Genomic DNA, 22,374 nt, shown 5'->3' with positions numbered 1-22,374 from the left:
TTTTTATCCCCTTATTTCATATTTCGCGCTAAAATCGCGTTCGCTTTCAATCTAAATTCCACGGCCGCTGATTGCGGCGTTATTTTGTCGAACAGCAGCAAATCATAAAGATTGCGAAGCACCGCCGTCACTTCCCCGGTTCCGACCGGATCCGGCGGATCGATCGTGCTGCTGTGCTGCTCCACCCATTCCACATATTCGAATACTTGCAGCTGCTCCGGTTCCAGGAAAGGCTTCAGATCGTCTTTCACCTTCGCTGACACAGGCACGCCTCGTTCCGCCTTCATTACTTTATTCGCTTCCAGATCGTTGACGAAGAAGCTGATGAACTTAGCCGCCTCTTCCTTATACTTCGAGTTTTTCGCTACGGAAAAAAACATGCCCGGTTTCAGAAACATACCTTGATTTCTGTTCGGACCGGGAATCGGCGCTAACTGCAGCGGTTTGCCGTATTTCTCAACCGTCGTAATAAAATGATTGGAATACCCCCAGCCAAGCAGCGCTCCTCCCGTATAAAACGGATCCGAATCCGATAACCGAACATCGGAATACCATATATCCGGCGAGAAAATGAGACGATCCTTCGCCATTCTCTGCATCCGGCCAAAATAGTCCACAAACAACTCATCATCCTCATACCCGAGCTTCGTGCCGTCAGCGGCAAACAGCGTGCGTCCGTACTGTCTGAGGTAGTAGGCAAAATATTGCTCAGGCGTAAGGTCTGTTCCGACATAAACACCTTTGCCTTTCAACTGCTCGCCCATCGCTTCAAAATCGGACCATGTCCAATCCTCGGTCGGCGGCGCAATGTCATGCAGCTTGAATACTTCCGGATCATAGACGCTGTACAGCGCGTTGACGCCCAAGTTTAAGCCGAATAAACGATCGCCAAGCTTGCCTCCCGATAAATTGTTGTGGCTAATATGACTTGCGTCGATAAATCCCTTCTGAATATAAGGCGTTAAGTCCTCGAGTAAATCCAAAGTTCCATATTGCGCCAAATAGGAAACATCCATCTGCATGATGTCAGGCAGCGCGTTGCCTGCGGCATATGGAGCAAGCTTCTTCCAATATTCGTTAAAGCCAGTATATTCGAACTCAATGTTCACATTCGGATTTTGCTTTTCGTACATTTCGATCGCTTGAATCGTCGCGTTATTTCTAAAGTCTCCGCCCCACCAGAACACCCGAAGCGTAATTTTCTCTTCAGCGGAACGAACTGGATCATGAGACTCCGCCTTGCCGCAGCCGAACAATATCGCAACCATTCCTAGCAGCATCCATACCCGTATCGTCACTCTCATCCTGCTTGTACCTCCTGAGTCAGCGGCAGCATAACCATTACTTTTGTGCCGCTCCCCACCGTGCTTTCCAGCTGCATGCCGTAGCTTTCTCCGAATGCGAGCCTCATCCGATCTTGAATATTCTTAAGACCGATACCCGAACCTCTTGTTTCAACTTCGCCGCTAAGCACTTTGCGCAAATACTGTTCATCCATGCCGGGACCCTGATCCTCGACGATAATGGCAAGCCGGTCCCCGCTTTCCTGCGCGTAAATGCGAATGGTGCAAGGCTCGATCTGCGGCTCGAGTCCGTATTGAATCGCGTTTTCCAATAGAGGCTGAAGCGTTAGCTTCGGGATCAGCACGTTCATATAGCGCTCTTCTACGTCCATGTGGAAATCGAGTCGATGCTGGAAACGATACTTTTGGATCGTGATGTAATGCTGTACGATTTCGAGCTCTTCCGCGATCGTAATAACGTTACGTTTCAGGCTGATCGACGAACGAAGCAAATATCCGAGCGACACGACCATGCTTGATATTTGTCCTTGATCGTTTTTCTTCGCCAGCCAATGGATCGAATCAAGCGAATTGTACAGAAAATGCGGATTGATCTGAGCTTGCAGCGCCTTAAACTCGGTTTCCTTAATAATGAGCTGATTCGCGTAATTTTCTTTGATTAATGTATTAATCCGGGCAATCATTAACCGGAATGTTCGCTGAAGCAGTCCAACCTCGTCCATTTGCTGAATAACTGCGCCGTGCAAGCTGACACCCATATTATCCAGGTCCCCGTATTGCACTTCCTTCATCTGGGTGATAAGCAAACGAATCGGCTTCGTTAAGCTTCGGGCGAATAGCATTCCGATTATGATTACAATGACAACCGTTGCCGTAAACACAATAATCAACGTATTTTTAAGCCAAACGATTTTTTCGAAAATATGATTGTAAGGAACAACATTGTAATACGTCCAGCCCGTATACGATGATTTTTTCTGGGACAAAAATACCGCTTCCCCGTTCAAATCCTTAATCTCATAACCGTCAGCCTGATTTAAGGGCTGCGCGGTTTGAGCAATTTCAGGCGAAAGATTGCGGAATGGATAGACGACACTTTGTCCGGACTTCACTATCACATCACTGTTCTCTGAAGCAATGCCCGCGTAATCCTCAACGATCCGTTCAATATTAATACGCAATATGAGGAAACCGATCGGCTCAAGCGTCAGAGGCTCGTAAGTTCGCACTTGCCTTACGAGAATCAGCATCGGATCGGAACGATCCGGATACAACCAGCTCGCGGATCCTTTTCCGGCCGCCGCCATTTCACTTATACGCTTATACTTCTCGCCCACTAGCTCTACAGAACCGCCGTATTTGCTTACCCTTTCCTTCGTATCGACCAAATGAACCGACTGCACATATCTCTCGGACGTGCTAATATGCGCCCATAGACGATCGGTTATTCTTTTGCGGATGATATAACCGGAATATTCCGAGTCGTCAACGAGCAGTTCCTTTAAGCTTTGTTGAATGACCGTGTCCGAAATGATGCTTAATGACATCGATTCCAGTTTCTTAAGCTCCATATCAATCGAAGATGACGATAAATTCAATAGTCTGTGCGATTTATCATACAGCTGCTTATCGTAAATCGAATAAGCGTAATAGAGCGAGCTGAACGCAAGCGTTATGATTAGGACCATAATTAACGCAATGATAAAAAATATTTTCAGCTTTATACTCAAATTCCGATAGGCTTTGATCAAGAGAGAGTGCCTCCTTAGCAACGTTCATATACTAGATATAACATATTCAGGAGCAATCTGCGCACTCTAAATTCAAATTCGCGTGATCGAAGCTGGAAGAAGAGACTGCTTGCCAAGGCTTTTAGCCGCCCCGGTAAACAGTCTCTATACGACCTATTATTTGCTCATATAACGTTCGTAAGCCGCTTGATGAAGCTTAACCGCTTCTTCAATGCCCATGCCTTTGATCGTTTCTACCATTTTGTCATACTCCGAAACCGGCTTCGAGCCGTTAATGATTGCAGACATCGTTTCGTTCAAGTACGTATTAACTTGGCTCATGATAGAAGTCACTTGGCTAGCTTCGTCGATCGTCAAGCGAAGCGGAGGAAGCGTCAGATCTGAGGACTGCTTCATCCATTCCGTGTTCGCGTCTTTTTGACCTTGGTCAAACAGCAGCGCGTCCAAATATTTGCTGTCTTGGTTAATCGGACCGTCCATAATCGAAAGCGCGTAGGATGCAAGCGCTTGGTCGTACGTCAGGCCGTTCGGGTTTTTCGTAATCGTGTCGGTAAATTTGTACGTTTCGCCTTCTTTCGTGTAGCTCTCGCCTTCGATACCGAAATTGAACAAATCACTGCCTTCCGGGCTGTAGTTGTAGTCCATCCATTGAACAATATATTTCAGCTTATCTTCGTCCGCGCTGGCTGTAATCGCTTCGCCGTAAGTCAATACTTTATTGTTCAGGTTAAACGCTGCGTAAGATTTACCGTCCGACGCAAGCGGAGATGCTACGCCCGTCAGGTTGAAGTTCGGATCGGTGTCTCTCATCAGGTTAAAAAATTTGCCCATGCCGCTGAATACACCGCCTTGGTAAGATCCAGCTAAGTTATTCGTCACTTTATAGTCGAACGCTTTGCCGTCGTTCGTCATAATTTCAGGATCGACCAGTCCTTCTTGGTACCATTTCGCCATTTCTGCAAGGAAATCTTTGTATCCAGGCAGGATCGGACCATATGCTACTTTTCCGTCTTGCATTTGGAAGCCGCCGATGACGCCGAATGCCGGTGAGAAGTCATGCAGCTTCGTCAGGTTGCCCGGACCCCAGTTTCCGGTAAACGGGAGCTCATCCGCTTTGCCGTTGCCGTTCGGATCCTTCTCTTTGAACGCTTTCAACACCGTGTACCACTCGCCAATCGTTGTCGGCGATTTCAGGCTCAGCTTATCGAGCCAGTCTTTCCGCATAACGAGACCGGAAGTCGCGTTCAGCTTCACCGCGTCAAGCTTAAGCAGCGGGAACATGTAGATTGTGCCGTCGTCAAGCGCGATTTGCTTCTTCACGTCCGGATCGGATTCGATAATTTTTTTGAGGTTAGGCGCATATTGATCGATCAGTTCGTTCAAGCGGATAATGCGGCCGTCTTCGATCATTTTCTCGGGTCCGCCGACAGCATCTGCCCAGTTATAGTAAATAACGTCCGGCAAATCTTTCGTGGCGATCAGCAGGTTGAACTGATCCTTTTGCTGTCCAAGCGGCGGATGCGTAAAGTTCGCTTTGATACCGGTCAGCTCTTCTTTCTTTTTATAGCTGGCCATTTCACCGAAATTTTGCAAAGAAGCCGTTAACTTGCCGTCGTTAGCACGCCAGTAATCGATCGTGAACGATTCGTTCGTAATCGGAAGCGGAATAACAGATATCGCTTCTTCGCCTTTTGGCGCTTCTGTTCCCGCCGGCGTATTGCCGGTGTTGCCGGTATTGCCTGTGTTTGACCCGTTGTTCTCCGAGCAAGCCGACAAGATGCTAATCAGCAGCATGGAGCTCACAAGAATTAACCCCGCTTTTTTCTTCACAGTGAATCGCCTCCAAGATAGGTTTAATTATTTATTGTTTCACGGCACCGATTAAAGCGCCTTGAACAAAAAATCGTTGGATGAACGGGTAAACGATCATAATCGGCAGCGTCGAAATAATGATCGTCGCGTACTTGATGTTTTCCCCGATCGCAAAGCCAGTGTCCGCTCCCGCTCCCATTGCTTCTGTGCTGCTGCTAATTAGAATATCGCGCATCACGATCTGGATCGGGTATAGCTCTTGACTTCGTAGATAAAGCATCGGGCCAACATAGTCGTTCCAATGATCAACCGCGTAATAAAGCATCATAACCGCAAGAATCGATTTGGACAGCGGAAGCACGATACGGAACAAAATAAGGAAATCGTTGGCGCCGTCCAGCTTGGCCGATTCGATCAGGCTGATCGGAATCGACTCAAAGCTCGTCTTCATAATAAGGAAGTAGAAGGTGCTGATTGCGCCTGGAATAAGAATCGCCCATCTCGTGTCGACAAGGCCGAGATTTTGCACGAGCAGAAATGTCGGGATCATGCCCCCGCCGAAAAACATCGTGAACGTAATCATTTTCATGAGCGTCTTTCTGCCCATCAAATCCATACGGGAAAGCCCGTAAGCGGCGAGCGAGGTCATGAGCAGGTTGATCGCCGTTCCCGCCACAACGTATATGAGCGTATTAAGATATCCCGTGTAGATCTTCGGATAATTGAACACAAATTTGTAAGCTTCAAGCTGGAAGCCTTCCGGCAGCAGCATAAGCGAACGCGATCGAAGCATTTGATCCGGATCGCTGACCGATGAGTTAAGCACGTACAGCATTGGGTAGAAGCACACCGCTATGACGAGACATAGCAGCAGCAAGTTGACTGTATCGAAAATATATTCGCCTGTTGAGCGTTTCATTGGCTCCTCCTATTTACCAGAGACTTGTGGAATTCACCTTGCGGCTAATGTGGTTCGCGAGCAAAAGCAGCGAGAAGTTAATGACACCGTTAATGAGTCCGATAGCCGTCGAGTATGTGTAATTGCCTTCCAGGATGCCTGACCGATAGACGAAGGTGGATATCACGTCGGATGTCTCATAAGTAGGCGCTGTTTGCATAAGCAATATTTTTTGAAAATCGGAATTCATAACCGCGCCAAGACGAAGAATCAGCATGACGACAATGGTCGGCAATATACCCGGAAGCGTAATGTGCATCAATTGCTTCCAGCGCCCCGCTCCGTCCATCTTCGCCGCTTCGTACAGCTGCGGATCGATGCCGCTCAGCGCCGCCAGGAAGATGATCGACGCCCAGCCCGCTCCCTGCCAGATGTTCGATAAGATGTACATTGGCCTGAACATATCCGCCTCTGCCAGAAACATGATCGGCTGAAGATCGAAGAAGCTGCGAATGACGTTGAACAAGCCTCCGTCAAGAGCTGAGAACGTTTTCAACATACCGACTACGACAACGACCGATATGAAGTGCGGCATATAGCTGACCGTCTGCACCGTGCTCTTGAACCATTTCAATCTAACCTCGTTAAGCAGCAGCGCTAGTACGATGGGGGCCGGAAAGCCGAACACAATACTATAAAAGCTGAGGATGAGCGTATTTTTAATAATCCGCCAAAAGTAATAGCTTTCGAAAAACATCGTAAAGTTGTCGAAGCCGATCCATTTGCCTTCCATGATGCCTTTAATCGGACTGTAAGACTTTTGAAACGCCATCAGGAGGCCGTACATCGGTGCATAGCTGAAAATCAAATAGTAGGCGACAACCGGAATCAACATGAGGTACACATATTTATTCCGAATAAGTTCCTTTTTGATGAAGGATAATGTGCTTGACTTCGCCTTTGCGCTCTTGGCAGCCAGCTCTTGTTCCAGTTCCATCGGGTAAACCTCCATCCTTCGTGTTAATTAATTAATGATTACGCTTACTAATATACCGTCTTCGACTTACGATGCCCATGTTCATTTCCGATGCCTTTTTGTTCAAAACCGTTGCTAAAAATCCGATGAAAAAAATCCGACATGGGTTCGTAAGCCAAACAAAAAACACCCCGCATTCCGTCTAAATACGGATGCAGGGTGTGTCTATTCGAATCATTTATGAAGGCGATTTCCGGTATTCGGAAGGAGAAAAGCCGGTATATTTTTTGAATATTTTGCTGAAATACGAATAGTTATCACCGAAGCCGGACGCTTCCGCCAGCGACCCGAACGTAAAGTCGCCGCCGCGCTCGATATGCTCCAGCGCCTTCTCGATCCGAATGTTCATAACGTAATTCGTAAACTTTTCGCCGGTTTCCTTTTTGAACATTTTGCCTATGTAATCGGGATTCATGTAAATTTCGGCGGCGATCGTCTGCAGCGTCAACGTTTCGTCGCTGTATCGTTCCTGCACGATCTGCATAACGCTTTGCACCATTTGCGACTGCTTGCGGCGGTTGCGCTCATAACGGTCCAGTGTAATTTCGCGGGCGATCGTCATGACAAACAGCTGGAACGACTGCAGAGTGCTGCCCGCGATCAGACCCGGCAGCTTGTCCATATAACCTTTCATCTGTGCGGGTGAGCATATACGAATAATTTCCATAAAAATTTGAATAAGATACGATTTCGTTTCCTCGATCTCATATCTAAGCTCGGACAGCTCTTGGAACATGCGTTTCAGCTCAAGCTCCGTGTCCGCCCAGTGGCCCGCCTTGATCGGCATTGCCAGCCGCTCCGGGTCGTATTCGAAGTCCCGCTTCTCTGCTTCCTCCGGAACAGAAATATCGCGCTCCGTAATTAAGCTGCCCTCCCCAAGATAGAACCGGTGATTCAAGCAAGCAATCGTATGCGTGTACAGCCGCCTCACATGCGCGAGCTCGCCGGGCTCGCTCAGCGCGGCCGTCAGATCCAAACGGTAATACTTCATAAACGTGGAGCGGATCGCGTCGATTTTTTCGAACAATTGCTCCTCGCTGAGCTCGTCCTCCATCAATAGCAGCACATGGCTTCCGACCGTCGAGCTTAGGATCGGATTTTGAAACACGTCCTCGGCAATGTTTTTGACCGCAAACAAATGCTCGTACTCGTGCTCACCCTCAATTTCCGCAAGCAGCAGCCGGACGCGCTGGGTTTGAAACTGAAGCCCGAACAACCGGCCAAAATATTGCCATTCCATGACGCCGTACGTTTTGTTCGTGACGAGCTCTTTCAGAAATTGCTCCTTCGCATGCGGCAGCACGCGTTCAAGGCCGTACTTGATCGATTGCACGAAATGGTCGTTGTCGTCCTTCTCCCGCCTTCGCTGCACGACTTCCGACAGCGCTTCCATAAGCGCCTCTTCGCTGCACGGCTTCAGCAAATAGTGATTGACTCCGTGATGCATTGCGGTCTTCGCATAATCGAATTCGGAAAAGCCCGTAAGTAATATAAACGATATATCCGGATAAAGCTCCCGTACCGCTGCTACGAGCTGCAGTCCGTCCATCCCCGGCATGCGTATGTCGCTAATAATAATATCGGGCGGATCGCGCTTCACTTTTTCGAATGCTTCCACGCCGTTTTGCGCCGTTCCGATCAATTGCGTGCCGCACGCTTCCCAGTCTACGACCGAGGCAATACCGTCTAGTATAATAAATTCGTCATCCACCAAGAGCACCTTATACATGGTTTCACTCCAGTTTTCCTGTCATACATCATTTATACTAGATATGAGTGCTATTTTTCAAGTTTCTAAGTGTGAATACAGATAAATATCCAATCAGGTTGTACTTACTCCGAAATATTGGCGCGAATAGCATCACAAAATGCACCTGATTTTCTCCGCCAATTCCGATGCTCACTATTTAAGCAGATTAAATGTCATTGCCGGTCCGGATCGAACCTGAGAATTTCAGAACGACCCGGACCGTTCTTGGATCAAAAGCAAAGCATTAACCAAATAATCCGACGTTCAGTACCAAATTACAACTCATATTTTATTTCGATTTTTTCTGTGCTGCAGATCTTCCCTGTTTTTTCGGATCGCTTGATTTTGGTGCGGCATGTTGACTGTTAGGTTTGTTTTGATCGCTCATAATGGATTCTCCTTTACATTGGATTCTAATTAGTTATGTGCTTATTGCAATGAAACTATAACCGCAAATTACCTTCTATTATGGACCGGCGTAAGTCGTTCGAAATGCGGCTTTAAGTCGAGCGGATTCCTTCAAAGACCTGGGTTACCAAATGCCTTACATAGTTATCGTCAAGCATATCCCCCGTAACTAATAAACGGTAGAAAATCGGCCCGTAAATGAGATCTGTGCATAATGCGATATCGAGATTCTTCTTCAGCTCTCCGCGCCGAACCCCCTGTTCCATAATTCCATGAACCTCCAACCGGCGAGGCTGTATATATCGGGTCCTAAATCATAGGAAGCGGAAAGGATCGAGTTTTGCGTTTCAATATTGCGCGGACGTCCTCTTTTCCCCTGCATTTATATCCCCCTTTGTTATACATTCCGTGTCCATCGCCTAAACGGACTATTCATGTCTATATTATTTGTAGGCGGAGCCATCGGATCATCCTTGGGCGGTTGGTCTTATACCCATGGGGGCTGGAAGCTCACATCTCTCATTGGAACCATCTTGCCGCTCTTAGCACTGGTTTATTTTTTCACCGAGAAAAGAACAAACAAGACAGTTACTGGTTCGAAAACGCGAGGACGTTAAGTTCGTTTCACTGCTTCGTTTTGTTTGTGCGAGATAAGCTCGCTTATCCATCTTGAGATACCCCAATCTTTGATTGAATAGCTACAAAGCTTACTCGACGAGGACTTTTACCGATAGATGCAGACGCCTTCCTACGCATTCGTTCCGTCCGCACGGAGTCCGGGGGCCGTCGCCCCTAGGGGGATCGAACCCCTGACCTCATCGCTGCCAGTGAGAGATGGGATTTTGTGTGTTAAGGAAATAGCGGAAAAAAGAGGGTGCCCCAAAAGCCATAGGCTTTAGGGGCACCCCTACTTCAGTTGTTTGTTCTCGCCTTCAAGTGCTCGAAAAAAAAATCCCCTCCATTGATTCTTCATCTAGCACCAAAAAGTACTGGAATGTAAATAAAAGGAGAATGCTGCCGATCATGGCTAACGGCAGCATTTCCCCTTATTCCCACGCAACACTACTTCTTAACTGAGGCGTGGATATGCTTGTTGTCCTCATAGAACACCCAATCGAATCCGGCATCAACCGCGAGCTGCCCAAGCCTCCCAAGCTTGCCTCCATCCAAGTCGCTGATGGTGATGTCGACTCCACGGCCCTCATAATGCGTGCTGGTCTCACTATGCTCATTGCTTTCATCCCAGCATTCCGTCACCCGGACCTTCTTACCAGGCCACTCCGCCTTGACCAGCGCAGCGAGCTCGTTCAGCTTCTCCTCCATGCGGGGAGTCATCATCTTATCCGCTTCTGTAGCTTCTTCGTCCTTAAACACAATGTCCACATTCGTGTTCTTTACAAGTGCCGAGAACTCCGGCGTGCCCCGAACCACCTTAGCTGTAATGACGCCCACTGCATCCGACTCGCTTTTATTCGGCACTTTGTCATGAAGCTTTAATACAGGCTTGGCTGGCTGTGCAGCAGGAACGCTTGCTGCCGAAGTGCCCGTCACCTTGTCACTATTGGCCAAAGGCGTAGTTGCAGCTACACTGCTGCTCTTTCCCAGTGCTTTTGGGACGAGATCACTCATCGGATTTAACCTCTGCAGTCTCTTCCTTGCTTACCGGCGGGTAGAACAGCTTCGCATAAATAGCTGCAGTCGCACTGTCACGATTATTCAAGATTTGCTGTGCATGGTCCTCCCGCTGCTGGCGCTCCCGCAACAGATCGTTTTCCAGCTTTTTGGCGCGAATTGTTTCTTTTTGCAAGTTCTCCGAATATTCGTCAAGCGCATTCCCCTGTCCAAGCAGCGCCTCCACAATCATTCCTTCCGTGCGAAGCACATGCTTATTCGCCGCTGTTATGATGCCCGCCACCTGTATTTCCGTCCCTGATGCTTCATCCTTGTAGGTTGACGTATAGTCCTTTTTCACGCGCAAATAGTTGGAATAGGGGATATCTTTTCCTTCCGTATCCTTCATAACGATATCCTCAACAAAGGTATGATGCCGATCCTTATAATCGAACACATTAACCAGCTGATGCAGAATCGACTTGCGGACAACCGCCCGTTTATCAGGTACAATCGTGTCGTTCAGCAGAGCGTCAAGCTGAGGCAGCGTCACTTCACGATAGGCGGGCACTTCCTTCCCATTAACCATATCTACGCTGAAAAATCCAATTCGGATATCAGTCAGATGAAGGAGCGTAATAAACTCCTGATTCATTTGGCGGAACACGAAGTTAAGTGTCCGGCCGACATTGATATTCTCAATCTCTCTAACGATAGCCGTTTCTTCAGAGGAAGATGTCTTTGTCTCATAGCTTGTGTTAACCTGCATGTCACGGTTGGATGATGCTTTCGCCACATGCTTCTGAACGGCATTCGACATATTTTTCGCAAATTCCTCCCTTGCGCCATTCGTGCCTCCGCTTACTTCTCCGTTGATTGAAGCGCTTCCGAAGCCCCAACTCGCCTTGGCCTCTGCACTCACCTTGTATTTGAAGCTTTCTTCGTAACCTTTTCTATTGGATTGTTCGTTAGCCATCGATTTCTCCAGATCAATCGCGCTCTCATCCGTGAATGAATCCACTACACTGGAGGCACTCTTGGATGTTGTCTCGCTCTGGGTGTAGCTTCGCACGCTGATCTTGGACTTTTCCCCTGGCAGTAGCGAGAACGTTTTTAGCGTCCGGCCCGCTCCATAATTGCCAAGATAAGAAGAGAGCCGGTACTGCTCAACAATAATAAGGCGCTTCAGTCTGGAGACGACTTCCGGCATGATGACAACCCTTACGGCCACTGTTGTCGCCGCCGTATTGCCGGCCTTATCGGTTGTTATAGCATGAATAGTCTGAAGTCCAGGTTCCTTGACTAATAGAAACCCCTTCCATTCTGACCAGTCTCCCGGCGCCTTGGGTTGAGCTTCTATCAATACTGGGCTTAAGCCCAAGGAAAGCTCGACCTTCCGAATGCCATTCTCGTCTTGTGCGGTTCCGGTAACCTCGATCATTGCACCCTGGAGCTCGCTGCCTGTTATTTCGGTATTGCCAAGCGGCTTGGAAATGGTGATTCTGGGAGCTGTCGTATCCACGCTGACCGTCAAGCTGTGATTATTCGTATTGTTATTGCCGTCGGTAGCTTTGGCAACGAGTGTATGTGTGCCAGCAGCGAGCGTAATGGTTTTGGACCAATTCGCCCATCCATTGCCTGTCTCTGTCAACATAAGCGCTTGACCATCGACGGATAACTCCACTTTGGTGAGCAGCTTATTATCCGATGCCGTTCCTTCTACCTTGAACGAGACGGTGCTTCCTGTACCGGGGAGCATTTGGCCGGCTGCAGGAGATACAATCTGAACAGTAGGCAATTGTGTGTCCGGCTGCGGTGCGAGGGCCACATTCACATTGATCTGCCGCAAGCTTGTGGTTCCACCGCTATGTGTCGCCCTGGCTGCAAGCTTGAGTGCTCCCGCTGTAGTCACTACGACGTTCGCAAGCGTCCAGGTTCCGCCGGTTACAGCAGCCGTCTGGAAGGCCCCGTTCCCAACCTGCACCTCAACTTTCTTGATCGTTCCGCCGCCGGAGGATACGACAGCTGTGCCCGTGATATTAAAGGACGCACCGGTAAATGGACCATTGATCGTAGCGCCCGCAGCCGGCGATGTGATTTCCACCGACAAGTCGATTGGGATTGGATCCGGGTCTGGTTCCGGGTCCGGATCTTCGATTGGCCTCATCGCAACGATTGGATCGCCGCCCGCAAGCGGACGAAGTCCGGAAGTACTGGATACTAAAGGATTTTCCTTATTCACCTCGTTATCGAGAAAGTTATAGGTCAAGTTTCCGGATAAGGAACGATAAAGGTTAAGCTTCTTGCCCTGGAGCTCCATCCGTTCGACTTCCGCTGCATCAATTCCAAGCGTTTTCAAGTCATGTTGCGAATACGCGCCGTTTTGATCAAGTGCAGGCTCAACAACAAGCGATGCTGCCCCAGCGGTGCTGGGCTTGAAATAGCTCTCTGAAAACTGCAAATCAATAAAATTTCTGCCGCTATAAGTAGTCCCTTCCGGAACATTGTAGCTTAATATAGGCGCTTGGCCCCCCGGCTGAAGCTTAATCATCGGTTCTTTGGACATTAGATTTCCTCCTGAATAATTGAATTAGATAGAATTTCACCGATTAACCTCCCCAGCTTCCCAGGCTCGTTCGCATGATTATACATGCCGAGAAAGGCGCTTGTTGCCTGCGGATGAACGGCAATGAGGTGATTGACCGCTATTTGCTCCGGTGTATACGGCACATTGCGAGTCATCTCGCAGGCTAATCGAAACAGAGGCTGAAACTTGTTAGTCAGCTCGCTTTCATAATGCGCCGCCATCTTCTCCCACTGGAAGTTCTCCAATCCATGCCGGCCAAGTACCTCCTTCAGCAGCCTGGCGCTATACATGGCATCATGCATGCCCTGCCCGAACGCAGGATCCTTGAAAGACAGAGCATCGCCAATCAAGGCCCACCCTTTGCCCATTGCTTCATGCCAATCGTTGTCATAGCCCAGCAGACCGCGAATCGGACCAGCCGCTTCCGCTTCCTGAAGCCTCAAGGTAAATGATGTTTCTCCGAAGCCGGATTGAATAGCTTCCCGAAAGCCCGTCTCCGCGTTCGGTTTCATTCGGCTGATCAAGTCCGTGTTAGTCAACGGATACATGAGTCCGACAACATGAAGCTGATCACTGGTCGGGAACACGATCGCGATAAATTCCCCGCGCTTATAAAATTCCGAACAAGGCTCATGTTCTTGGCGAAAACCTTTGAAGTAACCCACATAAGAAGCAAAGTCGGTTGGCATTGACGTCAGACATTTGCTTCCTGCCAATGAGCGTATCGTTGACCGTCTGCCATCCGCTCCAACAACAAGCTTGGCTGTATATTGCACGGCTTCTCCGCCGGATTGTACCCCCTCGACTCCCGTAACAACCTCTTCTTCGCGCAGCAGACCGGTCACCCGAAAATGTTGCAGAGTATGGACATGTTCCAGCGAACAGGCGTGTTCGAATAAAATGCGGTCCAGATAGATCCGGCGAATGCACAGGCATTCGGATTCTCCATTCACCTCGGGAAATATCCCTTCAATGATTGCATCCTCGAACTGTACATAGGCCCGCTTATAAGTGGGTGTTCCCGTTGCGAGCAGCCTATCCAATACGCCCATCTCTCTCAACATCGCCAGCGAATTATTGAATAAATTATGGGTGGACAGCACGTCACTGGGAAAACGCCCTTTATCGACGAGCAGCACCTCATAACCGGCTCGCCCCAGCTCATAGGCAAGCGTTGCGCCTGCTATTCGAGCCCCGACAATAATGACATCGTAGTCCGTTCTCACCGTTATTTCTCCTCCTCTCTTTCGTTATGCCCCCATCTTACCTCTGCATGAGGCCGGGCAGCGTCTATCGAAAGATATAGAAGAAGGTTATAACTTTCCTAGCAGTCCGCTGTTCTCCGCAATTCGAATAGCCTGTACCCGGCCCTGCGCCTGCAGCTTGCTATACACCCGATGGAGATGAAGCTTCACGGTTCCTTCCGTCAGGACAAGCTCGGCTGCAATGGCTTTATTCGATAACCCTTGCGCCATAAGGATCAATACCTCCCTTTCTCTTGCAGTCAGGGCATCCATGGAGCCTCTGGAGGACAATGCAACTGCCTGGACATCCCCCGCAACAGCATTTTCCGAATGATGGCCCAACATTTGGATAAAGACCAGCTCTTGTTCGGACCACACAGAGGAGTGGGAAGAAGCCGACTCGTATTTGCCCAGACGCTCCATAACAGCAGGTCCCGCATCCAGGAATGGCCGGATGCATCCCTGCTGACATCCAACCCGTACCGCTGTAAGCAGCAGGCGTCCGCTCTCGACAGAATTATTCCTGTTCGCATAGATCTCACTAAGCAGGAGGAGCGCCTGGAGCTCGCTTAATTGATTCCCCCGTGTCTCTGCGATAGTCAGTGCATCAAGCGCTCTCTCGCAGGCCTCTTCCCATTCCCCTATCCCCATTAAGATCTGGATATAGATGAAATCTTCATCGTTAGGAAACAAGACACTCCTTGAGGTTGTCCGTTCCGCAGCCATCCGTTTGCGCTCATCCGCCCATTCGCGCGCAGTCAACGGATTCCCTAATTGAAGCTGACGCAGTACCGTGCTTGCCGCAAGCTTGCTGTACCAGGCTGACGTATGCTGATGATGGTGCCGCATATGCCTCATCGCCTCCTCCATGACCTCTAACGATGCGTGAATTCGCCGTTCCGCGATTAGAATATTCGATAATAGGAGTACTGCCGGTACGTAAGAGCCGATCGTACCGAATTTCCTGCCTAACCGGAGTCCTTCTTCCGCATAGCTTCGCGCGAGGGACAGCTTGTTGCGCAAATAACAAACCTCTGCCATTGCGGTCTGCTGGTAGGAAGTATAAGCACTCTCATGCAGACCGTTCTTCTCGATAAATTCTCCGTATGCGCGGTGATAGCTCTCGGCATTATCAATCCGGCCGTTAAAGCCGAAGGTCCCGCGAATAAACGGAATCGTTCCCTCATTAAGCTCAAGTCCCAGGCTAAGCAGCAGCGGTGTCTCAGGATCAGGCAAGTCCTCTCTCTCACCGTACTCTTGAATAAGCGCAAGCGCACGATCGAAGTTTCCGCTCATGACGGAATGAAAATTCTCAATAATCCGGACCTCTTCCCGCATACGGAAGAATCCCGAGGCCTGCGGCTCGACTTTCATACTCTCAAGCGCTGTATTCAGCTTGCGGAGCAGCACATCGGCCAATCCTGTCTGTCCATCCATCAGATCAATCCAGAGCAAGAGCAGCAGGTTGCCTGTTTCGTTCACGGTATGCACAGACAATCGCTCGAGCCAGCGGCGAAGCATCACCGTCTCTCTGACCTTCAACCAGTTATGGGCATGCTGCTGCATCCATGTTGCCGCCCTGCGCTCGTCTCCAGCGAATAGCGCATGCTCAATGGCTTCCTCCAGGAAGCCGTGGCGTTCGTACCATTTAGCCGCTCGGCCATGCAACATGGCGGTCTCTGCTTGTTCTTCGTCCTGGAGCTTGACGCGCAGAAAATCCGCAAACAGATGATGATACCGATACCACTCTCGTTCATCATCAAGCGGAATCAGGAACAATCCCCGGCGTACGAGCTCTTGAATTCTACCTCCTGCATCGGACTCATTCATAACCGCGCTGCACAAAGAAGGGCATAATCGATCAAGAATCGAGGTCTGGAACATGAAGCGCTTGGTTTCTTCAGCCATATGACTGTATACCTCTTCCATCAAATAATCAGCCACATGCCGATTGCGTCCGGTCAGCGGCTTGATAACGTCATTGAATTGTCCGGCAGAATAGGATAACGCTGATAACTGCAGCATAGCAGCCCATCCTTCCGTATTGCGAACGAGATGACGAAGGGTCTTGCCATCCGGAGGAGCTCCGGTCTGTTTGTGCCAATAAGAATCAATTTCTACATCAGTGAAACGCAGATCGGACAAGCTGAGCTCATTCAGCCTTCCATTGGCCCGCAAGGCCCCTAACGGAATCGGGATTTCATGCCGGCTGATTAGCGTAAGGTGAATCGTCGAAGGCAATTTGCCCAGCCAGTCATAGAGCGCTTCGTGTATAGATTCCGTTGCAATCACATGATAATCATCGAGGACAAGCATCAAAGGCTCGCCTTGATGCGATAATTCGATCAAGGTATGCAGCAGCTGTGCCGATAGCCTCTCGGCGGATTCGAACCCGCCAAGGCCGGCTTCCGCATAAAGATTTACATGGAGCGCTTGCTCGACCGAGCCTCGCAAATAACGCCAAAATCGCAGTGGATCATTCTCCCTGGCATCAAGGGACACCCAGCCGCTTTTCAGCCCTGCTTGCCGAATCCAACCGCTTACAAGCGTCGACTTGCCGAATCCGGGCGGCGCGACAACCGTTGTGAGACGAGCGTCCAGTGAACGTTCGAGCTGTTGATTCAGCCTGCTCCGCGTTATGTGAGATGGGGAACTATCGGGCAAATAGAGCTTCGTTTTCAGCAGCCCTTCCACCTGATAAGGCTCTGCCGCTTTATTGTAATCCGTCATATTCATTCTTCCTTTTCTCATTTTTTCCATTTTATGTTGTATTCACGGAAAGGCTATCATATTCCTCCCTCTTAAACAGATGATTCACACAAAATTTCCTTTCATGATAGTGGATTCGGATTTAATGGAACATAAAATATGTTTATCGGGACAAAGAGCGAGAAAAAGCCGAGCGTCAGTCAGGAGAAGATCCTGAATATCACTCGGCTTGGCTGTAACTCTATTTAATTAGTGTTACATTATGGGACAATGCAAATTTTGTTTACCCATAAATGTTCATCTCCCCTAGACAATCCATCAAAATAAGAAAGTCCACGAAATTAATCGTAGACTTCAATGTTTTCTTTAAGGTGTAGCCTAGGGGATCGAACCCCTGACCTCATCGCTGCCAGTAATGAGATCTTGTCTTCCCACAATGTTACCTCTTCGCCTTATAAAACTCATGATAAAGCTTCATGAGCGCCCTCTTCTCAATCCGCGACACATAACTCCGCGAGATCCCAAGCTCCTTCGCAATCTCCCGCTGCGTCCGCTCATCCCCGCCATGCTCTAAACCAAAGCGGCCAATAACAACTTCCTTCTCGCGGTCATCGAGTATATCGAGGTTTTTATAGATCTTCGATTTCTCAATCTTCAACTGCACCTTTTCCACGATATCATCAGCCTCCGTGCCGAGGATATCGATCAACGTAATTTCGTCGCCTTCCTTGTCCGTGCCAATCGGATAATGAAGAGACACGTCCTTCCGCGTCTTCTTCAAAGACCGCAGATGCATAAGTATTTCATTCTCGATACTACGAGCCGCGAACGTCGCGAGCTTCGTGCCTTTCCTGGTTTGGAAGTTCTCGATTGCCTTGATTAATCCGATCATTCCGATCGAGATCAGGTCCTCGAGATCCTCCCCAGTATTGTCGAATTTTTTGACGTTGTGGACACAACCCGATGTAAAAACCAAACTAGGCCTTATCTCTGCCAGTGATGGAACAGCTATCCTCGGTAATCCGATATTATCTGCCGAGACCTTGTCCTACCAGGGTTTCTACAACTCCCATTAGGATATAATCGGACCGGTTCCGATGGTTGGAGACAGAGTTCGTCTCAAATTCGTCCTTTAATGTTGTGCCTCTCAAAGAGCGAGGAGAAGGCAGCCGCTTCATGTCGGCAACCTTACCACCACTCCCAACGATGTCACCTACATCATAGTCAAAAGATATATCACCAGTTGGTAACAGGTCATTTCCGTTAAACACTAAAAACTTTTTTATAGTGAGCTTTTCTGAGTCTTTCTCCTCCATAATAATTTGCATTCTCAGTACAACAGCTAAGAACTAGCTGACGGATCATACACGCCGCCTATCCGATTAGGTCATTCATGCGCCGCCCCACTTCTCGAATAACCGATTCACCCGCGAACTAATTTCTTGCTCGGCTACGGTTAATAATCCGCCTTTGCTGAAGACGAGTTTGCCGTCGATGACGACATGGGCAATCGCGGTCGGCTGCATGGCATATACAACATTTGCGAACAATTCGCGTTTTGGCGCCAACGACAAATCGTGAATGTTCACCGCGGTGAAGTCCGCCGCTTTGCCGGCCTCGATCGTACCGGTCTGCAGTCTTAACATTTCGGCGCCGCTCGCAGTTCCCATCCGGAACACGTCATTCGCGGTGATGCAGGTCCCATCCAACCGGGAAACCTTTTGCAGCAAAGCGCACATCCGCATTTCTTCAAATACGCTGATCCGGTTGTTGCTGCAGCCCCCGTCCGTTCCCAAGGAAACTTTTACGCCTGATTTCAAGAGGTCAGGGATTCGGGTGACGCCGTCTGCGAGAAACATATTGCTGGAGGGACAATAAGCCAGCGAGCCGCCACGGCTGCCAATCAGCTCGACTTCCGAATCGTCCAACCATACCAAATGAATGGCGATCATCCGTTCATCCAATACGCCTAATGAGTCCAAATAATGAAGCGGCCTAAGACCGTAATACCTTAATGTCTCCTCGACCTCAAACATTTCTTCCGCGACATGGATATGGAAAGGGGTATCCAGCTCGATCGCAAGCCGATGTCCGGCCTTAATCATTTCCGGCGAAGCCGCGTGCGGGCTGTGTGGCGCCGGATGGACCGTGACCATCGGGTCACCCTGGTATTTGACAGCAAGAGAACGAGTCCGTTCCACGGCTTCTTCCACTGTCTCCCTGTACGCCGCGGGAGCGCCGCTCCAATCGTACATCGTCCGGGCAAAAACAAGCCGGATGCCTACGTCCTTCGCGGCTCGAATGACCGCCTCGTCATAGGCCGTGCCGCCGTTATGAACATAGAAAAAGTCGCTGACGGTCGTGACGCCATACCTGATCATTTCCCCGAAAGCCAGCAGCGCTCCCGCATAGACCGCTTCTTCATCAAGAAGCGGAGTGTACCGGTACAACGCTTGATCCCTCCATTCCATAAACGATTTATCGATGGCGATGCCGCGCAGCAAGCTTTGAAAAGAATGATTATGCGCATTGACCGTGCCCGGCACGATCGCTTTCCCTTCCCAGCGGACAAGCTCGGCATCAGGAAACGCAGCGGATACCTTTAGCGAAGGTCCAACCTCCGCGATGACGCCGTTCTCCACCACGATTGCAAAATCTTTCTGAAACGCTCCGTTTGCATAGACATATTCCGCTGCATACAGCTTCCGTTTGCTCACGCTAACCCTCCTTAAACACATCCAATTTCTCATCCAGCGCCAAAATGGCATGAAGAAGAACGTTGCCCGCCTTCTCGATATCTTCGATCCGGCTCTCCTCCTCCGGACAATGGCTTTTTCCGTCCAGGCTGGGGACGAAGAGCATCCCCGAATGGGTGAGCGACGCCATATGCGCCGCGTCATGTCCGGCCATACTGCCAAGCGGTGCATGCAAATATCCGAGCTTCTCCGACTGCAAAGCGCAAGTCCCGGCAACGAGCGGATCCATAGCAACCGGTTGCTGGTCCAGCAGCAGACGACGCTCGATTCGAACCCCTCTTCTGGAGCAAATAAGAGCCGCATGCACTTCCCATTTCTCGATCGCTTCCTGGATGTCGGCTCTCGTTTTCCCGCGGATCTCCATGTGAAAATGCACCTTGCCGGGAATAATATTGGCCGCATTCGGTTCGTTCGAGATCTTCCCGACCGTCCCTACAGTTTCATCGGATGGATGCGTAAGGCATACCCGCTCCAGCGCGAGCATCGCTTCGGCCGCCCCCAATAACGCGTCGGTCCGATCCTGCATAAGTGTCGTTCCCGCATGATTCGGCACGCCAATTACCGTCACTTCCTCACGATAAATTCCCGTGATCGCCGTTACAATGCCGACCGGAATGCCTCGATTCAGCAGTCTCTTCCCCTGTTCGATGTGCACTTCTAGAAAAGCAGCGAGTTCTTCCGGCTTTCGTCGCGCCTGCTCGTAAAGCTCCGGATCCCCGCCCGCTTGACGCAGCGCATCATTCAGCAGCCTTCCGGTGTCGTCCCGGACGCCTTCCAAGTCCTGCCTTGTCAGCTTGCCGGCAACCGACCGGCTGCCGAATGTCGATAAACCGAACGGATTCGGTTCTTCCGCGCTAAAGGAAACAAGTTCGAGTGGATGCCGGGTCCGAATGCCCTGTTCATTCAGCACAAGCATAACCTCCAAAGCTAACAAGACACCGAGCGCTCCGTCGTACTTGCCTCCGTTCGGCACTGTATCGACGTGGGAACCGAATACTATAGCCGGAAGCGCGTTGTGCTTGCTGCGCCGGACAGCCCAAATATTGGCCGCTTCGTCGACGCGAACGTCCAAGCCGAGGTCCGCCGCTCTCGCTTTTACCCAGTCCCGGGCTGCTAACTCCGCAGGCGTAAACGTCGTCCGGTCCAAGCCGCCCTGCTCATTCACGCCGATTCGGCCGAGTTCATGAATGGCTTTCTCCAATCTAGCTGCATTAATCGCCAGCCGCTTCATGCGTAGTTCCTTTGGCCATTTACAATGACAGGAATGCCATTCTTGATAACCGTCTCCGTTAAATTAACGGCATAATGGTACTGCATATACTCGATATTCGGGGCATCGAAAATAACCAAATCCGCCTGCTTCCCGGCCTCGATGCTGCCGATCCGGTCCGCGCGTCCGATCGCATGAGCCGCATTGATCGTACAGGCGGTCAGCGCTTCGGCAGGCGTCATCCGCATCGTTAAGCAAGCCAGGTTCATCATAAAAAGAAGCGACTCCGTCGGACTGGAGCCCGGATTCCGGTCGGTCGACAAGGCGACCGGCACGCCCGCTTCGATCATTTTCCGCGCATCGGCCGGCTTCGTCATGAGGAAGAAGGCCGTGCCGGGTAGAAGCACCGCAATGACGCCTTTCTCTGCCATTGCCCGAATGCCGGCGTCCGACGCCCGCAGCAGATGCTCGGCCGATACGGCTCCGATCTCGGCAGCCAGCTCAGCTCCCCCGTAAGGGACGATTTCGTCGGCATGAATTTTCGGCTTCAGCCCCCATTTCAGGCCGGCTTCCAGAATTGTCCTCGATTGCTTGGGAGTGAACACGCCCTCCTCGCAGAAGACGTCACAGTACTCAGCCAGCCCTTCTTTGGCGACAGCAGGTATCATTTCCTCCGTCAAGATTGTAACGAAGGCATCCGGATCCGACTTGTACTCAGGAGGAACCGCATGGGCTCCCATGAAGGTCGAGACGAGATCGACGGGATGCTCGTCATGAAGAAAACGGGCCGCCCGCAGCTGTTTCAATTCATCCGCAAGCCGCAGCCCGTAGCCGCTCTTCGCCTCGATCGTTGTGACGCCGTGGGCAAGGAAACGGTCAAGCCGCTTCCGAGTCTCCCCGATTAACTGCGCTTCCGATGCGGCGCGGGTTTTGTTCGTAGAATTCAGAATACCGCCGCCTGCTTGCAGGATTTCCATATAGGTGGCGCCGCGGAGGCGAAGTGTCAGCTCATGCTCCCGCGACCCGGCGAACACCACATGCGTATGCGGGTCGATCAGACCCGGGGTGACGGTCTTTCCTTCAGCCAAAATAACGTTGACGTCTTCGCCTCCATGGCGCGAGACATACTCCACAGCCTCTTGGTCGGCTCCAACGAAGACAATGCGTTCACCATCCACAACGACACCGCCGTTCTCGATGATGTTCAGCCTCTCCATCTCTATTCCTGTCTTCGGCGCATGGCTGCCCCCGCTTATGGTGGCGACTTGCGCCGCGTTCTTGATATACAGCATACGGGT

Annotated in this window: 15 protein-coding genes and 2 pseudogenes; 1 reads left to right on the top strand and 16 read right to left on the bottom strand. The window is 50.3% G+C overall.

Features of this window, described 5'->3' with window-relative positions; translation table 11 throughout:
- Positions 1–11: 11 nt before the first annotated feature.
- The 7 genes and pseudogenes from RCO25_RS08000 to RCO25_RS07970 form a co-directional block, all read right to left on the bottom strand.
- Positions 12–1,304, bottom strand: coding sequence for an ABC transporter substrate-binding protein (locus RCO25_RS08000; RefSeq protein ID WP_308995614.1), 1,293 nt, complete (start codon positions 1,302–1,304; stop codon positions 12–14).
- On the bottom strand, positions 1,301–3,055 hold the full coding sequence (locus tag RCO25_RS07995; RefSeq protein WP_308995613.1) for a sensor histidine kinase: 1,755 nt from the start codon (positions 3,053–3,055) through the stop codon (positions 1,301–1,303). The genes RCO25_RS08000 and RCO25_RS07995 overlap by 4 nt, the downstream gene beginning before the upstream one ends.
- A gap of 156 nt (positions 3,056–3,211) precedes the next feature.
- On the bottom strand, positions 3,212–4,885 hold the full coding sequence (locus RCO25_RS07990; RefSeq protein ID WP_308995612.1) for a type 2 periplasmic-binding domain-containing protein: 1,674 nt from the start codon (positions 4,883–4,885) through the stop codon (positions 3,212–3,214).
- Between the two features lie 31 nt (positions 4,886–4,916).
- Positions 4,917–5,786: a carbohydrate ABC transporter permease gene (locus RCO25_RS07985; RefSeq protein WP_308995611.1), complete on the bottom strand. Its 870-nt coding sequence runs from the start codon at positions 5,784–5,786 to the stop codon at positions 4,917–4,919.
- Between the two features lie 13 nt (positions 5,787–5,799).
- Positions 5,800–6,762 carry an ABC transporter permease gene (locus tag RCO25_RS07980; RefSeq protein ID WP_308995610.1) on the bottom strand — a complete coding sequence of 321 codons (963 nt, stop codon included), beginning with the start codon at positions 6,760–6,762 and terminating at the stop codon, positions 5,800–5,802.
- Positions 6,763–6,979: 217 nt separating this feature from the next.
- A complete protein-coding gene (locus RCO25_RS07975) occupies positions 6,980–8,530 on the bottom strand; it encodes a response regulator transcription factor (protein WP_308995609.1) in 1,551 nt (516 codons plus the stop codon).
- Positions 8,531–9,051: 521 nt separating this feature from the next.
- Positions 9,052–9,273: pseudogene (locus RCO25_RS07970) on the bottom strand (TetR-like C-terminal domain-containing protein); the annotation flags it as partial.
- 102 nt (positions 9,274–9,375) lie between these two features.
- On the opposite strand from RCO25_RS07970, the pseudogene RCO25_RS07965 reads away from it, so the two are divergent.
- A pseudogene (locus tag RCO25_RS07965) lies at positions 9,376–9,576 on the top strand (MFS transporter); the annotation flags it as partial.
- Between the two features lie 445 nt (positions 9,577–10,021).
- Here the strand turns inward: RCO25_RS07965 and RCO25_RS07960 are convergent.
- The 9 genes from RCO25_RS07960 to hutI form a co-directional block, all read right to left on the bottom strand.
- On the bottom strand, positions 10,022–10,588 hold the full coding sequence (locus tag RCO25_RS07960) for a hypothetical protein (protein ID WP_308995608.1): 567 nt from the start codon (positions 10,586–10,588) through the stop codon (positions 10,022–10,024).
- On the bottom strand, positions 10,581–13,136 hold the full coding sequence (locus tag RCO25_RS07955; protein ID WP_308995607.1) for an Ig-like domain-containing protein: 2,556 nt from the start codon (positions 13,134–13,136) through the stop codon (positions 10,581–10,583). The genes RCO25_RS07960 and RCO25_RS07955 overlap by 8 nt, the downstream gene beginning before the upstream one ends.
- Complete coding sequence (locus RCO25_RS07950; protein ID WP_308995606.1) at positions 13,136–14,383, bottom strand: NAD(P)/FAD-dependent oxidoreductase; 1,248 nt, start codon at positions 14,381–14,383, stop codon at positions 13,136–13,138. Before RCO25_RS07950 ends, RCO25_RS07955 begins: the two co-directional genes overlap by 1 nt.
- An 87-nt stretch (positions 14,384–14,470) precedes the next feature.
- Entirely contained in the window at positions 14,471–17,131 is a 2,661-nt protein-coding gene (locus RCO25_RS07945; protein ID WP_308995605.1) for a winged helix-turn-helix domain-containing protein, read from the bottom strand.
- 418 nt (positions 17,132–17,549) lie between these two features.
- Entirely contained in the window at positions 17,550–18,122 is a 573-nt protein-coding gene (gene sigK, locus RCO25_RS07940; RefSeq protein ID WP_374992083.1) for an RNA polymerase sporulation sigma factor SigK, read from the bottom strand.
- A gap of 16 nt (positions 18,123–18,138) precedes the next feature.
- On the bottom strand, positions 18,139–18,426 hold the full coding sequence (locus RCO25_RS07935) for a hypothetical protein (protein ID WP_308995604.1): 288 nt from the start codon (positions 18,424–18,426) through the stop codon (positions 18,139–18,141).
- A 75-nt stretch (positions 18,427–18,501) separates the two neighbouring features.
- Positions 18,502–19,827 carry an amidohydrolase family protein gene (locus RCO25_RS07930; protein WP_308995603.1) on the bottom strand — a complete coding sequence of 442 codons (1,326 nt, stop codon included), beginning with the start codon at positions 19,825–19,827 and terminating at the stop codon, positions 18,502–18,504.
- A gap of 1 nt (position 19,828) precedes the next feature.
- The gene (locus RCO25_RS07925) at positions 19,829–21,097 is read right to left on the bottom strand and encodes a Zn-dependent hydrolase (RefSeq protein ID WP_308995602.1); all 1,269 of its coding nucleotides are present in this window, start codon (positions 21,095–21,097) and stop codon (positions 19,829–19,831) included.
- Complete coding sequence (hutI, locus tag RCO25_RS07920) at positions 21,094–22,368, bottom strand: imidazolonepropionase (RefSeq protein ID WP_308995601.1); 1,275 nt, start codon at positions 22,366–22,368, stop codon at positions 21,094–21,096. Before hutI ends, RCO25_RS07925 begins: the two co-directional genes overlap by 4 nt.
- Positions 22,369–22,374 lie beyond the last annotated feature (6 nt).

The organism is Paenibacillus sp. LHD-38 (assembly GCF_031157315.1).
In the GTDB taxonomy this organism is placed as follows: domain Bacteria; phylum Bacillota; class Bacilli; order Paenibacillales; family Paenibacillaceae; genus Pristimantibacillus.
This window is presented reverse-complemented; position numbering and strand designations above follow the sequence as displayed.

Coding starts and splice junctions, on each gene's coding strand:
- RCO25_RS07935 (WP_308995604.1), bottom strand. CDS start 18,426: ATGGAGGAGAAAGACTCAGAAAAGCTCACTATAAAAAAGTTTTTAGTG.
- RCO25_RS07955 (WP_308995607.1), bottom strand. CDS start 13,136: ATGTCCAAAGAACCGATGATTAAGCTTCAGCCGGGGGGCCAAGCGCCT.
- RCO25_RS08000 (WP_308995614.1), bottom strand. CDS start 1,304: ATGAGAGTGACGATACGGGTATGGATGCTGCTAGGAATGGTTGCGATA.
- RCO25_RS07945 (WP_308995605.1), bottom strand. CDS start 17,131: ATGACGGATTACAATAAAGCGGCAGAGCCTTATCAGGTGGAAGGGCTG.
- RCO25_RS07980 (WP_308995610.1), bottom strand. CDS start 6,762: ATGGAACTGGAACAAGAGCTGGCTGCCAAGAGCGCAAAGGCGAAGTCA.
- RCO25_RS07925 (WP_308995602.1), bottom strand. CDS start 21,097: ATGAAGCGGCTGGCGATTAATGCAGCTAGATTGGAGAAAGCCATTCAT.
- RCO25_RS07985 (WP_308995611.1), bottom strand. CDS start 5,786: ATGAAACGCTCAACAGGCGAATATATTTTCGATACAGTCAACTTGCTG.
- RCO25_RS07960 (WP_308995608.1), bottom strand. CDS start 10,588: ATGAGTGATCTCGTCCCAAAAGCACTGGGAAAGAGCAGCAGTGTAGCT.
- hutI (WP_308995601.1), bottom strand. CDS start 22,368: ATGCTGTATATCAAGAACGCGGCGCAAGTCGCCACCATAAGCGGGGGC.
- RCO25_RS07975 (WP_308995609.1), bottom strand. CDS start 8,530: ATGTATAAGGTGCTCTTGGTGGATGACGAATTTATTATACTAGACGGT.